Source organism: Acinetobacter sp. LipI_23 (genome assembly GCF_058243045.1).
On sequence record NZ_JBZAYJ010000001.1, the window covers coordinates 1,312,698 to 1,326,714 of the forward strand.

Annotated in this window: 10 protein-coding genes and 1 pseudogene; 7 read left to right on the top strand and 4 right to left on the bottom strand. The window is 40.2% G+C overall.

The annotated features are described in order from the left end of the window. Nucleotides 1-65 precede the first annotated feature (65 nt). The 4 genes from AC4CVD_RS06425 (at nt 66) to rpmE (ending at nt 4,314) form a co-directional block, all read left to right on the top strand. A complete protein-coding gene (locus tag AC4CVD_RS06425) occupies nt 66-2,207 on the top strand; it encodes an AmpG family muropeptide MFS transporter (protein WP_490752489.1) in 2,142 nt (713 codons plus the stop codon). A 124-nt stretch (nt 2,208-2,331) separates the two neighbouring features. Beyond that, nucleotides 2,332-2,733: a lactoylglutathione lyase gene (gene gloA / locus AC4CVD_RS06430; protein WP_004693583.1), complete on the top strand. Its 402-nt coding sequence runs from the start codon at nt 2,332-2,334 to the stop codon at nt 2,731-2,733. Nucleotides 2,734-2,900: 167 nt separating this feature from the next. Next, nucleotides 2,901-3,881, top strand: a complete 981-nt coding sequence (locus tag AC4CVD_RS06435) for a bile acid:sodium symporter family protein (protein ID WP_490752491.1) — start codon at nt 2,901-2,903, stop codon at nt 3,879-3,881. A 205-nt stretch (nt 3,882-4,086) separates the two neighbouring features. Next, a complete protein-coding gene (rpmE, locus tag AC4CVD_RS06440; RefSeq protein ID WP_004693579.1) occupies nt 4,087-4,314 on the top strand; it encodes a 50S ribosomal protein L31 in 228 nt (75 codons plus the stop codon). A gap of 147 nt (nt 4,315-4,461) precedes the next feature. Here rpmE and AC4CVD_RS06445 read toward each other — a convergent pair whose 3' ends face one another. From AC4CVD_RS06445 to epmB, 4 genes and pseudogenes are all read right to left on the bottom strand, one after another. Beyond that, a complete protein-coding gene (locus AC4CVD_RS06445) occupies nt 4,462-6,588 on the bottom strand; it encodes a sensor domain-containing phosphodiesterase (protein WP_490752493.1) in 2,127 nt (708 codons plus the stop codon). A gap of 153 nt (nt 6,589-6,741) precedes the next feature. Continuing rightward, a protein-coding gene (locus AC4CVD_RS06450) for an IS4-like element ISAba1 family transposase (protein WP_100607965.1) occupies nt 6,742-7,832 on the bottom strand; the annotation gives its coding sequence in 2 pieces (ribosomal slippage) (nt 6,742-7,292 and nt 7,292-7,832; 1,092 coding nt in all). Nucleotides 7,833-7,899: 67 nt separating this feature from the next. Next, nucleotides 7,900-9,504 (bottom strand): annotated as a pseudogene (locus AC4CVD_RS06455) (cyclic-di-GMP receptor FimW-related protein); the annotation flags it as partial. A 17-nt stretch (nt 9,505-9,521) separates the two neighbouring features. Further along, nucleotides 9,522-10,538 (bottom strand): EF-P beta-lysylation protein EpmB, encoded by a 1,017-nt coding sequence (gene epmB, locus AC4CVD_RS06460; RefSeq protein WP_490752494.1) that lies wholly within the window; start codon nt 10,536-10,538, stop codon nt 9,522-9,524. A 310-nt stretch (nt 10,539-10,848) separates the two neighbouring features. Here epmB and efp point away from each other — a divergent pair, with 310 nt between their 5' ends. The 3 genes from efp to AC4CVD_RS06475 all read left to right on the top strand — a co-directional run bounded on the left by efp (nt 10,849) and on the right by AC4CVD_RS06475 (nt 14,002). Further along, nucleotides 10,849-11,418, top strand: a complete 570-nt coding sequence (efp, locus tag AC4CVD_RS06465) for an elongation factor P (protein ID WP_004693574.1) — start codon at nt 10,849-10,851, stop codon at nt 11,416-11,418. A 168-nt stretch (nt 11,419-11,586) separates the two neighbouring features. Continuing rightward, nucleotides 11,587-13,689: a carbon starvation CstA family protein gene (locus tag AC4CVD_RS06470; RefSeq protein WP_087011009.1), complete on the top strand. Its 2,103-nt coding sequence runs from the start codon at nt 11,587-11,589 to the stop codon at nt 13,687-13,689. A gap of 10 nt (nt 13,690-13,699) precedes the next feature. After that, nucleotides 13,700-14,002, top strand: coding sequence for a YbdD/YjiX family protein (locus tag AC4CVD_RS06475; protein WP_004693572.1), 303 nt, complete (start codon nt 13,700-13,702; stop codon nt 14,000-14,002). The last annotated feature ends 15 nt before the right edge of the window (nt 14,003-14,017 follow it).

The following is a 14,017-nucleotide window of genomic DNA, read 5'->3' on the forward strand; positions in this document are numbered from 1 at the left end:
CAGGTTGAAACAAATTGTATTAAGGGTTTGAATAGCAGCATTGGTTTTAAGACAACAAAAACGTAATGACAACACAATCTTCAGGATGGAAATCCGCCTTTACTGCATTTTTAGATCGCCGTGCGTTGATCATGCTGTTTTTGGGTTTCTCAGCAGGTATCCCAATCCTGTTAATTTTCTCGAGCTTATCTTTATGGCTAGGGGAAGCAGGTATCGATAAGAGCGCGGTGACTTTTTTTAGTTGGGCAGCTCTGGGTTATTCATTCAAATTTGTTTGGGCTCCTTTGGTCGATGAATTACCTGTACCAGTGCTGACCAAATTATTGGGTCGTCGCCGTGCGTGGTTATTGATCGCACAACTCTTAATTATTTGTGCCATTTCTATCATGGCTTTTTCAGATCCATCTCTTGGTCAGAGTTATCTTTACCAAATGGCTGCGGGTGCTGTGCTTTTAGGTTTTTCTGCTGCGACACAAGATATTGTGATTGATGCCTATCGTATTGAGTTGGCAGAAACACAAATGCAAACGGTTTTGGCTTCAACCTATAACGCAGGCTACCGCATCGGCATGATCGTTGCGGGTGCGGGTGCGTTATTTTTAGCGGCTTATTTGGGTACAGCCAAAGGCAACTATATTTATGAGGCATGGAAGTGGACGTATTTGGCAATGGCGGCAGTCATGTTGGTCGGGATTGCAACCACATTATGTATACGTGAGCCACAAGTTGATCGGGTACGTAAAGAATATAAACGAGTAGATTATTATCGCTTGGTGGCAGTTTTCTTTGTATCTGTGGTGAGTTTTGTGCTGAGTTATGTTTACTCAGGCAAGTTAACTGAAATGCTGATCCAGCTCTGGTCGATCAAAGATAGTTTTGCACTGTTTTGTTTTGAAGCTTTACGTTTTATTGGCTCTGGCGCTGTTGCATTTATGGTGGGTTCAAGCCTAGTCAAAATGGGCGCTGTGAACAAACAAATGGCCTATGAAACATGGGTGAATCCTGTTGCTGACTTCTTTAAGCGTTATGGCGTGAAATTGGCGTTGGTATTGCTATTATTGATTGGTTTTTACCGTATTTCCGACATTATTGCAGGTGTGATCTCCAATGTGTTTTATCAAGACTTAAACTTTACCAAAGAGCAGATTGCTGAAGCAGTGAAAGTTTATGGGGTGATTTTTAGTTTGGTTGGTGGTTTTTTAGGAGGACTACTGGCGCAGCGTATGAACATCATGAAATTGATGTTTGTCGGAGCAATCTTGGCCAGTTCAACCAATCTCATCTTTATTGGTTTGGTCAAATCAGGACAACCTTTAAATGATGTTGTGATCAATGTTGGTGAGCAAAGTTTCAAAACTCAAGCGGATGAGACAGGTGCATGGGCAATTAAGGTTCCTGTTGAGCAACTTCAGGCAAATGAACGTCTAACTGCAACGGCCAGTTTTCAAAATGATACTTCACAGCCCGTCTCGGTTACATTGCCTTATATCAGCCAAACAGGTGCATCTAGGGCATTGCTGTTGCTTCCGATCACGGCTGATAATGTGATTGATCAACGAGAGTCTGAAGGAAGTATCGTAGTACGAGGTCAATACCTTGCTACACTGGCTGAAAACCAAAGGATTCAATTGAGCTTAGATGGTCAAAGCTTTGATGCAAAGTTAGACAAAGAAGGTGTGTTTAGCGCAGCAATCCCTGCTCAACTGCTTCTTGATTCAAACTCTAAAAAGCTGAATGCCATATTGATGCAAAATGAGCGTGCGCAACAACACACTGCGCTGAATTATCAGGTGGATCCCGCAGCTGCAAAATCTGTAACTTTAGATGTTGATCTTCAACCGATTAATTTGAATAAAGCAGTTGATGGGCAGTTAGAATTTAAAGGGAAGGTGATTAAGGAATATAGTTCAAACTGGCTGTATTTTGCGATTATTGTCGACAACTTGGCATCAGGTTTAGCTGGTGCTGCATTTATTGCATTTCTATCAAGTTTGACCAGCGTATCTTTCACTGCTGTTCAGTATGCGATTTTTAGTTCATTGATGACGTTGACACCTAAAATACTAGGTGGATATTCAGGGACAATTGTGTCCAATATTGGCTATCCAAATTTCTTCTTGCTGACCACACTCATTGGAATCCCAATTTTAATCTTAGTGGTCTGGGTGGCGAAACTTCTACGTGAGCATGCCGCTGAGCAAAGTTAAAGCATCGATTTGTTTCGAATGAAAAAAGTAGCCCTTGTGGCTGCTTTTTTTGTGGTTGAGGTTTGAAATATAGGACGGCTTTGCCTATATTGGGGGCTGAGAATAAATCATGAGGAAAATTCCAATGCGCATGCTACATACCATGCTACGTGTAGGCAATTTAGAACAATCTTTGGCGTTCTATACTGAAGTGCTTGGTATGACTTTGCTTCGTAAGCGTGATTATGAAGAAGGTCGTTTTACTTTGGCATTTGTGGGTTATGGCGATGAAGAAAATCATACGGTTTTAGAGCTGACGCATAACTGGGATACGGACAGTTATGAATTGGGCAATGCTTATGGTCATATTGCCATTGCTGTAGACGATGCATATAAAGCTTGTGAGGAAATCAAAGCACGCGGTGGCAATGTCGTGCGTGAAGCTGGACCAATGAAGGGTGGTGTAACGGTTATTGCCTTTGTAGAAGATCCGGATGGTTATAAAATTGAACTGATTCAACAAGATAATAATGCACGTAATAACTAAGCCGTTATTAGGTCATATGCAGCGCGTATGCACAGTATTAATTAAAAAAATATTGAACATATCCTGTAAAAGCTAGCTTTATTTATATAGCTCAGTAAGATGAATTTACCCAAAGGTAAATTAGTCACTGGGCTTTTTCATTTTTAGAGGAATGACAGGATGTTGGTATGTTGAAATTATTGGCACTCGATCGGTTTACGTTATTGTTATTTGTTATGGTGCTCTTAGCCAGCTTTGTCCCTGTTTCAGGTCAAGCTGCCAGTGTATTTGGTGTACTGACGACGGTCGCGATCGCGATATTGTTCTTTTTGCATGGCGCTAAACTATCCCGTGAAGCCGTGATTCAGGGCATGATGCACTGGAAACTCCATGCTTTGGTTTTTGCATTTACCTTCATCCTTTTTCCCGTTTTAGGTTTGCTTGCTAAACCTGTATTGGTACCACTACTTGGGCAGGAGTTGTATTGGGGTTTTTTGTTTATGTGCTTTTTGCCATCGACAGTACAGTCTTCAATTGCGTTTACTTCGGTTGCACAAGGCAATGTGGCTGGGGCGGTATGTAGTGCGTCATTCTCAAATTTGATCGGGATGTTTATTACCCCTGTGATGGTGGCCTTTTTCATTTTGGGGCAGTCAGAGCATGGTTTTGATCCAACCTCATCTATACATCAAATCACTTTATTGCTGTTGGTTCCGTTTGTCCTTGGACAGTTACTTCGACCATATGTATTTCCGTATATGCAAAAAATGCCAAGCATCGTCAAAGCATTCGATCAGGGATCGATATTAATGGTGGTGTACGGTGCTTTCAGCGGTGCTGTGGTGGCCGGTCTATGGCAAGAGGTGAGTGTCGGTACTTTAATCCTATTGATCATTGTGTGTTCGGTCTTATTGACGATTATTATGTTACTTGGGTTGTTTTTACCACGTTGGTTGGGCTTTAATCGTGCCGATCAGAAAACCATTTTTTTCTGTGGTTCAAAAAAGACTTTGGCTAGTGGTGTTCCAATGGCACAGATTCTCTTTATTGGGCAGCCTTTGGGAATGATTGTTTTACCGATTATGATTTTTCATCAAATACAGCTGATGGTGTGTGGGATTATTGCCAACTATTGGGCCAAGCAATCTGAAATTGAAACGAAAGAATAATTGGCTATCTGATATTATATCTCGTATAATATTTGCCACTTGTTGTGCTTAGCTCTGACGGTATCCGTCTCGGTGGGCCAAAAGAATGGTCTGTTGTGGTGTTGATCTGCAACTTAATTTAATTAAGTGGCCCTTTCCTCAATTTTGAGAGTGATCAATTGCGATGACAGCAAAACCTTCTTTAATTTTTATGGAGTAATCGACGATGCGCGCCGATATTCACCCAAAATACCAAACTTTAGTTGCTACATGTTCTTGCGGTAACGTAATCGAAACTCGTTCAGCACTTGGTAAAGAAACTGTTTACCTAGACGTATGTTCAGCTTGCCACCCATTCTACACTGGTAAGCAAAAGAATGTTGACACTGGCGGTCGTATCGACAAGTTCAAACAACGTTTTGCTGGCATGTCACGTTCTATCAAACGCGACTAATAGCAAAAGAAAAAAACGGGCATTTGCCCGTTTTTTTATGCCTATGATTTTGATACAGAGTCATAGGACTGCTAGTTAGATCATATAGTAAAAAGACCCCCATATAGAGGTCTTGAAATTTAGAGGCTAGTATCCAAGGTTTAACCTTTACTGATCCTGCACATCAATCAGATGATCGAGTTTCTTCTGGAAATAATCGCCTTGAATAAAGCGGGCATCGACATTCCACGCATTGGCAAACGAAGTCATATCATTCAGATCTCGCAGCATAATTTGAATGTTTTTCAATTGATGATATACAGCAACTTTTTCTTGCAACTCTTCCGTGTTGGCGTCGCTACTGAGCATGCGAGTTAAGTTTTCATGTAAGGTGAGATTGTTGATATCGAGCTGACGTAGGATAGATTCACTATAAATACTATTACCAAAGTCACGAATCGAAACTTCAGCACCATATTGGCGAAGCTGTGCAATGTATTTTTGCGCTTCAGCAATGTTCTGGCTGATATCATCCTCAGAGAACTGAAGGATAATTGGATGACTTAACTTACTGCGTACAATGGTAATCAGTTTGGCGATAAACTCAGGGAAAGAGCGGTCATTCAACAGTACGGCTTTGTTTAAGTTTACAATCAACTTTGCTTCAGGATACTGAGTGATAAAATTGTGTAGCTGTTTACACGACTCAACTAAAATCCAGCGGTCAAGTTTAATAGACAGTTCGTGGTCTTCACTTAACTCTTTGAGGCTTGATATATCTTTCCACGTATTACCATAAATAAAGCCACTGGTAACCTCATAGGTGTATAAATTAGTGTCTTCTTTGTCGTAAAGCTGTTGATATTTAAGATGAATCTCACCACGCTCCAAAGCTAGATGTAAAGCTTTAAGTACCGTAGGCTCATTTGCTGTTTTTTGAGTGTCTAAAGTATCGCTGACAGTAGGGTTGATCAACTCAATCACAGGCATGTCAATACTGGCTTTTTGCTCAATTTCGCAATCGTCTTGATTGGTCGGTAAAGCGGTTTTAAAGGCTGAGCACAATAAGTTTTCAAACTGATCTTGATGTGAAATTTCACCTTTCAGTAGAGTGTAGCCAATGCGTAAATTTACGGGATAGCTATTATTTTCTACCGTGATGAGCTGCGGTTTGGTGAGCGCATTTAACGCAATCAGTTTAGATTCGAGTTTGGCCTGTGATTCTGCTTGGAATAAACCAACGATGGTTTGCCCACCCGCCTTAAACAGAGGAATATGAGTCTGTTCATTTAAAAAGCTGTAAATATTGTTAAAATAATCACGCGTAGTTGCCCAGTTGGCTTTAAAAATTTCATCTGGACAAGAGTTGAGTGCAAAGCTAACCAAAGCATTCTGATCAGAAGGCTGTTTGGTCATAGCGCGGTTAATTTGTTGATACGTATTAGGTTTTATTACGTGTTTTTCAGTGTTGACCGATGGAGCAGCGGTGCGTTCAGATTCGACTTCAATCGTCAGTTGGAGAGCATCATCTTCAGGTGCAGCTAAAAACTCAACTTTTAAAGGATTTTGAGTTTGGGCATTGCTATTGAGAGTAGCAACTTCAAAAGCGCCTAAATCAAACTGACCTTGTGAAATTTTCTTAAAACGGATTTTGAAATCGTTTACATCTTTCGGCTGGAGAATATCAAGCAGCGGTTGACCAATAATATCATCTTCAGAGCTTAAGCCGAACAGTTGTAAGTATTCAGCATTGGCTGAAACATGAATCCCTTCTTGAATTAAAGCAATGGCTTTATTACTTTCTTCAACTAAAGCCTGTGCTTGGCTTTGAGCCGTTTCAAGCTCATTCATGAGTTGTTGTTGGCTTTGCAATAAACGACTTAATGACAGCGCACGTAGTAGACCTAAGTAAAAGTTATCCGCTTCCTCTAAGTCCAAAATATCATAGACCCCTTTACGAATAAAACTTGCGTATTGGGTTGATTGATATTCATCGGGCTTTAATAAAATCAGCGGTAAATTGACTTGGTTAGAGTTGCGAATCAAAGTTAGTGCTTGTTCATACTTTAAGTCATAAGCGCGACCAAAAATCACCACATCCCAAGGCAGATGAAGCTGTTTTTCAAAGTTTTGTAAGACATCCAGTAAAGTGGCATGAACTTGATGATCGCTAGAAGTTAAAAGGTCACGAATTTGGTTATAACGGATCTGATTATCATCAATAATGAGTAAACGTGTTTCCGTACGTTTTAACTTTTTAGATAATAATGGATTTCTCACTTCAATGCTTCCCATAAATCGTGATTCTTAATAGCATTCATTTGCTTTTGAATAAAACTTTGAACCAATGGTTCTTGTTGGTCATTCAACAATTCATAATCAAAACGAATAAAACTTTGTGTAATTAAATGTGCTTTTACTAAATAAATTCTCTGTACACGACAAATTTCACAGAACCCTTATCCTATCAGGATTCTGCCTTCTTAAAATTGCCAAAATTTCCTTAAACTCTTCTTTTTTCCCAAAACCAATTAAACGCTGAATCGCCATTTGAACATAGTCTAAACCATAGCGAAATAAACTCATTGAGAGTCGTCCATGCTTCTTTATTTTTATCGCTTTTTTTTGATCATGTTGCCATTCACCCGTTAAGTAACACCAACAGAAGCTTATAGCTAACACCGCAATCAATTTTTTCACTCGTCTAGGGTCTGTCAAGCGCGTATTTTCAAGATTAAACCCGCGTCCTTTGAGACAACTGAATAAGGTTTCAATTTCCCAGCGTAATGCATAATCCTGAATAGCATTGGCATTAAACTGAGGAGAAACGACGAGTAAAAGCTCTCCATTTTCTAACTGTAGTGCACTTATATATAGTTTCACCCGACCAACCAAAATCCGTCGTTTACGACATTCAATTTGACCAACTTTAAGATGGCGAAATAAATCACTAATTTTATGATTCTTTCCTAAATGATTGGTGACAATGAAGTTTTTTTAACACGAATGCAGAAGTTGATGTCTTGTTCAATTAACCATGTAAACCACTGCTCACCGATAAACTCTCTGTCTGCGAACACATTCACAATACGGTCTTTACCAAAAATGGCTATAAAGCGTTGAATCAAAGCAATGCGCTCTTTCGTATCTGAATTTCCACGTTTATTAAGCAATGTCCAAAGGATAGGTATCGCTATTCCACGATAAACGATTGCGAGCATCAGGATATTAATATTTCGTTTTCCCCATTTCCAATTGGTTCTATCTAAAGTCAGTTGCACTTGGTCGAATGAAAACATATTGAAAATCAACTGAGAAATTTGACGATAATCAAAATACTGACCTGCAAAGAAGCGCTGCATACGTCGATAAAATGATTGTGGTAAGCACTTGATGGGCAAGGCTTTAGATGCAGAAGAAAGATTACATGTTTGCTTTAAAATAATCACAAGCATGATGAGCGCAAAGCACTTTAAATGTGACTTGTTCCATTTTAGAGATTTGTTTAAGATAAGATATAACTCATTGAGATGTATCATAGTATTCGTCGTTAGAAAACAATTATTGTGACATTATTTCAATGAGTTATCTATTTTTGTCGTGTACAGAGAAATAAATTTTAAGATCTTCATCACCTAGGCGTAAGTGAATGGTTTGTTTTTCTCGGTACATATTCGAACCTGGGACAATAAGACTAGTCTGTACTTCATCAAGCTGGGACGTTTGTACCAATAACGCAGGTTGATAGTTCTGAGTGGTTCGGTCTGTTTTTACCATTACGGCACATGGGAAAAGATCTTGCGCTAAGATTTCTAACCCTAGTTCCAAGCTTTTTTCACTTGATTGTTTAATCCAGCGAATCACACCACCGCGCCATTGGCTATGCGCATTTTCTTGGACCAAAATAAACTCACCTGTTTTTAAATGTGCAGGTGTTGGTCCAGTCCAACGAATACGGTAACCATTCACGCTAATATCTAAAACTTCGGCAGGGTAGATTTGTTTCGATTCACGATCAATCATACGAGCAGAACTCGTCTCCACAGGAATATTACTGTTCATGGAGTTGATCACGTGACTTTCATTCTGAAAGTTGTAGTTACCTTCTAGCTCTAAAGTTTCATTAAAATTTTTGCCTTTAGACAAATAAAAATGTGCGACTGACAGGCCAAAACAAATTTGTAATTGGGCTGAGTATTCATAACGTTCATGCTTACGTTCAATATTATTGGTCAATAAGTTATGAATATGAAAATGCAGAGCAGGGGTAAGGAAAATCTTCTCATCGCGAGACAGTGGCTCAGCGCGTTTGGTTTGCATCTCTGAGAGATGATCAAGCAGGGCTTGCGTCGAGATAAAAATATTCGGCTGAATGTGACTGTTTTTTTGAGAATTATAAGTTGGTGGATAGTCTTTTGATGCATCGACAATATAGCGAGATAAGGTGGTTTCTTTAGGTAAAATTTGAATCAGTTTCGCCCAATCAAAACTACACAAAAATAGTCCTTGAATTTCACCCGGACGGATTTGGTGGGTATTAAAAATATCCAATAGAATGAGCTGCGCATAGGCTTGGCTAATATTGTTCAGTTGATGCTGCGTGCCTTGTATTTGATTAATGTTGGTCAAATAGAAGTTATTTTGAATAGCAGAATCCAAGAGCTGATGAGCTGCTAGCCACTGACCCGGAATCGGGGAGCTATAGAGCAAGTGTTGTTGGTACAACAACAGTGACAGTTGTTGTAAAGCATAATAACTCGATACGGTTCGAGCCGTTTGTAGGTTCTTTTTTTGATTAAAAGCAAATAAAGAAAACTTATTTTGAGTGATTTGCTGAGAGACACGCTTTGCAATGTCGATATAGACTTTTGCAAAATGGCTACGCATTAATAAGGCAAGCTCAATAATATGGTCATTTCGATCAGTGGTGATGAGGCCCTGATTAAAAAAATGTTTCTCTAAGCTGGTAAGCACATTTTCCAAATTTGGATGCAGTACTTGAACCAAATCAAAGCGAAGTGTTTCGCTGACTTGAAGCTCGGAGACTTCAAGTAATGCTTGAAATAAGGAACGAGAAGAGTCACCCAATTGTAAAATGGATAAGTTTGCCAACCATTCTTGTAAGCCTTTGACTGTGCTTGGGCAAAAACTAAGCTTATCCAACTTTAATTCGGTTGGTTTTTGGAAGATATCTGAAGTACTCGTCGTCATCATCGTTATTATTTAACTCAAAAAGTTGAAACCCCGAAAAGTGGTGTCTTATTCTTTTCTCCCGCAATTTCCCTGACCAGCTTGGGAACCAGATAGCCGGGTAGATTTGCCAATAATCCTTGATATAGAAAATCAATGTCTTGCGGGTTTAAATCAAAATGGTGAGCCCCTTTTACTTTATCTAAAACATGTAAATAGTATGGCAATACACCTGCATCGAATAAACGGTAGCTCAAATCTGTCAAAATTTGAACGTGATCATTGACCCCTTTCAACAAAACCGCCTGATTGAAAACGGTGATTTTTTCTGCGACTAATTGCTGTAATTGACGGCAGGTAAAATCATCCAATTCCGATGCATGATTTGAGTGTACCACTAGAATAATACGCAGCCTACTGTTTTTTAAGATGGAAATTAGCTCATCATCGACACGGTTAGGCATTACGATGGGAACTCGTGAGTGAATTCTCAAAAATTTAAGTTGAGTAATACTTTCTAAGCGTTCAATCCATAATTTTATTTTACGATTAGACAGCGTTAAGGGGTCTCCGCCACTCAAAATGACTTCATTAATGTCAGGTTGCGACTGAATATAGTGTTGAATATTGATCCAATCTTCTGACTTTGGCAGGTTCTCTTGATAGGGGAAATGTCGGCGAAAACAGTAACGACAATGAACGGCACATGCCCCCGTCAGTGTTAGTAAAAAACGAGTTTTATATTTGTGCAAAACACCGGGTTGTTGGTTGGCTTGTTCCTCACCCAATGGGTCGGTCACAAAGTCGGGATGTTCTTCAAGCTCAAGATGATGGGGCAGGACTTGAAGGAGTAAAGGATCAAGCGGATTTCCTTTTTGCATTCTAGTCACAAAAGCACGGGGAACACGGAGTTTAAATTGGGTCGATGCAAGCAGTGCGCCTGACAGCAGTTGCTCAGGAGAAAGCTCTAGAATGTTAAGTAATTCTAAAGGGTCAGTAATTAAATCACTGAGTTGAGCTTGCCAATTTTGCTCTTGGTACAAATAATGAGTCATGCAATAAGGGGTCAAATACTAGGTCAAAAGAAAGTTAGGTCATCAAATCGGGTGATGTCGAAACGAGTTGTTCGGATGTATGCAGTCTAAAAAGGCTTTTTCAATACACAAAAACACGCGGAACAGGGCTATTTTATCAAGATCTTCGGCTTATAGGCAGTGGATTTTCATTGCTTCATAACACCTTGCTCATTTACAATACGAGGCATCAAAAAAGATGCCCTATCATTATGGCCCTGCTTTTTCAAAGCTATGGTGTCTAAGATAAAGACATAAATATTTAAGTTAGTTAGTTTGGAGTGCGCCAGTCATGGCCTATTATTCTACGAATGATTTCAAGTCAGGCCTTAAGGTTATGCTTGATGGTAACCCATGTTCAATCATGGAAAATGAATATGTAAAGCCAGGTAAAGGTCAAGCATTTAACCGCGTAAAACTACGTAATTTACGTTCTGGTAAAGTTTTAGAAAAAACATTTAAGTCTGGTGATTCTTTAGAAGCGGCTGACATTGTAGAAGTAGAAATGGAATACTTGTACAACGACGGTGAAATGTGGAATTTCATGGATCCTGTATCATTTGAACAGATCGCTGCTGACAAAACGGCAATGGGCGATGCTGCAAAATGGTTAAAAGATGATTCAAATGAAAAATGTACCATTATGTTGTTCAATGGCGTGCCGTTAACAGTAAACCCACCAAACTTCGTAGTTTTGAAAATTGTTGAAACTGATCCGGGTGTACGTGGTGATACTTCTGGCGGTGGTGGTAAACCTGCAAAATTGGAAACAGGTGCTGTAGTACGTGTTCCATTATTTGTACAGCAAGAAGAAAGCGTTCGTGTAGATACTCGTACTGGCGATTATTTAGAACGTGCATAATGGTTTAAAAGTAGACTATTATCGGAAGGGATGATGAAAATCATCCCTTTTTTTATGCCAAAGTATTAGATCAAAACAAGGAGATGCAGAGTAAAGTCGCAAAGGAAAACAGCAGTACCTCGAATAATTAAAGACGCTGATTGAATGCAACAAATATGAGGGATTGAAATGGAATCTGTTCAGCCGAAGTCAACCCTGACTTCAAAAATCATCTGGCTACTAGTAGCCATCGTCGGTGCAGTCTCTTTTGGGATATTGGCACTGAGTCGTGGTGAGCATGTCAATGCCATCTGGCTCGTACTTGCTGCGGGCTGTATTTATAGTATTGCTTATCGCTTCTATAGTTTATTTATTGCAAATAAAGTTTTTGAGCTTGATGAACGTCGCTTAACTCCCGCGCATCGTTTGAATGATGGTCTGGACTATGTTCCAACCAACAAAAGTGTTCTATTTGGACATCACTTTGCAGCGATTGCAGGTGCAGGTCCATTAGTAGGGCCTATTTTAGCAGCGCAAATGGGCTATTTACCTGGCACGATTTGGTTACTTGTCGGTGTAGTGCTTGCAGGTGCAGTACAAGACTTTTTGGTGTTGTTTATTTCTACCCGTCGTGATGGACGTTCACTCGGTGAAATGGCAAAGCAAGAGCTTGGAACTTTTGCAGGTATTGTGGTCATGCTTGGTGCATTGGGGGTAATGATTATTATCCTTGCTGTTCTGGCACTGGTCGTGGTCAAAGCACTTGCACATAGCCCGTGGGGCGTATTTAGTATTGCGGCAACGATTCCAATTGCGCTCTTTATGGGGATTTACATGCGTTTTATCCGCCCGGGTAAAATTGCAGAAGTATCTATTATTGGTTTCGTTTTGATGATGCTCGGTATTGTCTACGGTGAAAATATTGCACAGCATCCATATTGGGGTGCGTTCTTTACACTGTCGGGCACTCAGTTGACTTGGGCGCTGATTATTTATGGTTTCGTGGCTTCAGCACTACCTGTGTGGTTATTGCTTGCACCACGCGATTACTTATCAACCTTCCTAAAGATTGGTGTTATTGCAGGTTTGGCAGTCGGTATTATTTTCGCAATGCCAGAAATGAAGCTGCCAGCATTCACGCAATTTATTGATGGTACAGGCCCTGTGTTTGCAGGTTCAATGTTCCCGTTCTTATTTATTACCATTGCTTGTGGCGCAATTTCAGGTTTCCACGCTTTAGTGTCATCAGGCACCACGCCGAAACTTGTGAACAATGAACGTGATATTCGAATGATCGGATATGGCGGTATGCTCATGGAGTCATTTGTTGCAATTATGGCTCTGATCTGTGCCGCAGTGCTTGATCCGGGTGTATATTTTGCGATTAACTCACCAGCCGCTTTACTGGGTACAAGTGTAGACACCGCAGCTGAAGCTGTTCGTAACTTAGGTTTTGTTGTTACTCCAGAAACATTAACTTTACTGGCTCAAGAAGTGGGTGAAAGTACCATTCTTTCACGTACTGGCGGTGCGCCAACTTTTGCTATTGGTATGGCACACATCATTACGGAAATTTTCAATAGCCGTGAAATGATGGCGTTTTGGTATCACTTTGCCATTTTATTCGAAGCACTATTTATTTTAACGGCAGTTGATGCAGGTACGCGCGCGTGTCGTTTCATGGTGCAAGACACAGTTGGGATTGTGATTCCTGCGGTGAAAAACTCACATAACTTCTTCGGAAACTTGTTGGGTACAGCGGTTGCGGTTTCAGGGTGGGGCTTCTTTGTTTACCAAGGTGTCGTCGATCCGCTCGGGGGCATTAATAGCTTATGGCCACTGTTTGGTGTAGGTAACCAGATGCTTGCGGCAATGGCATTGATCTTAGGTACGGTTATCCTCTTCAAAATGAAGAAAGAGAAATATGTATGGGTCACGATTATCCCGACAGTATTCTTGTTGGTAACCTGTATGACCGCGGGCTGGCAGAAAATTTTCCACGAAAATCCAAAAATTGGTTTCTTGGCACAAGCTGAACGCTTTAACAATGCAATTGCAAACAATGAAATTTTAGCACCAGCAAAAACGGTTGCTGAAATGCAAACTGTTGCGATGTCGAATCAGATCAATGCTGCACTGTGTGGATTCTTTATGATTGTGGCGATCGTGATGCTCTTTGCTGCGATTAGAGTGATTCGTCGTGCATTGGCAAGCCCAGTTCCGACTGTGCATGAGGCAGAAGCCATTTATCGTGATCCTGAGGACATTCAGCCATCAAAAGCTGGGCATTAAGGAGAGTCAGATGAATCTAAAATTTGCTAAAAGTGGAAAAACGATGATTTATAAAATCATTAAAATGACCGTGATGTCGCAGAAAGATTTGATTCTGAACCCTAAAAATTGGTCTCGAATTGCGACGCTGTGGCAACGTTTGCAGCAAAGTTTCCGCTTGATGGTGGGAGTGCCTGATTATCCAAACTATTTGGAGCATATGAAAAAGCACCATCCTGATTTAGAAGCGATGGATGCTAAAACTTTTTATCGTCATTGTGTGGATGCACGTTATCCATCTGCAACGAATGGCATGAAAAAGTGCCCTTGTTAATATAATTAATCAGTT

What these genes read in the sequence shown, in the direction of transcription:
- AC4CVD_RS06425 (WP_490752489.1), top strand. Translation starts at nt 66, where the DNA reads ATGACAACACAATCTTCAGGATGGAAATCCGCCTTTACTGCATTTTTA.
- AC4CVD_RS06470 (WP_087011009.1), top strand. Translation starts at nt 11,587, where the DNA reads ATGGAATCTGTTCAGCCGAAGTCAACCCTGACTTCAAAAATCATCTGG.
- gloA (WP_004693583.1), top strand. Translation starts at nt 2,332, where the DNA reads ATGCGCATGCTACATACCATGCTACGTGTAGGCAATTTAGAACAATCT.
- rpmE (WP_004693579.1), top strand. Translation starts at nt 4,087, where the DNA reads ATGCGCGCCGATATTCACCCAAAATACCAAACTTTAGTTGCTACATGT.
- epmB (WP_490752494.1), bottom strand. Translation starts at nt 10,538, where the DNA reads ATGACTCATTATTTGTACCAAGAGCAAAATTGGCAAGCTCAACTCAGT.
- AC4CVD_RS06435 (WP_490752491.1), top strand. Translation starts at nt 2,901, where the DNA reads ATGTTGAAATTATTGGCACTCGATCGGTTTACGTTATTGTTATTTGTT.
- AC4CVD_RS06475 (WP_004693572.1), top strand. Translation starts at nt 13,700, where the DNA reads ATGAATCTAAAATTTGCTAAAAGTGGAAAAACGATGATTTATAAAATC.
- efp (WP_004693574.1), top strand. Translation starts at nt 10,849, where the DNA reads ATGGCCTATTATTCTACGAATGATTTCAAGTCAGGCCTTAAGGTTATG.
- AC4CVD_RS06445 (WP_490752493.1), bottom strand. Translation starts at nt 6,588, where the DNA reads ATGGGAAGCATTGAAGTGAGAAATCCATTATTATCTAAAAAGTTAAAA.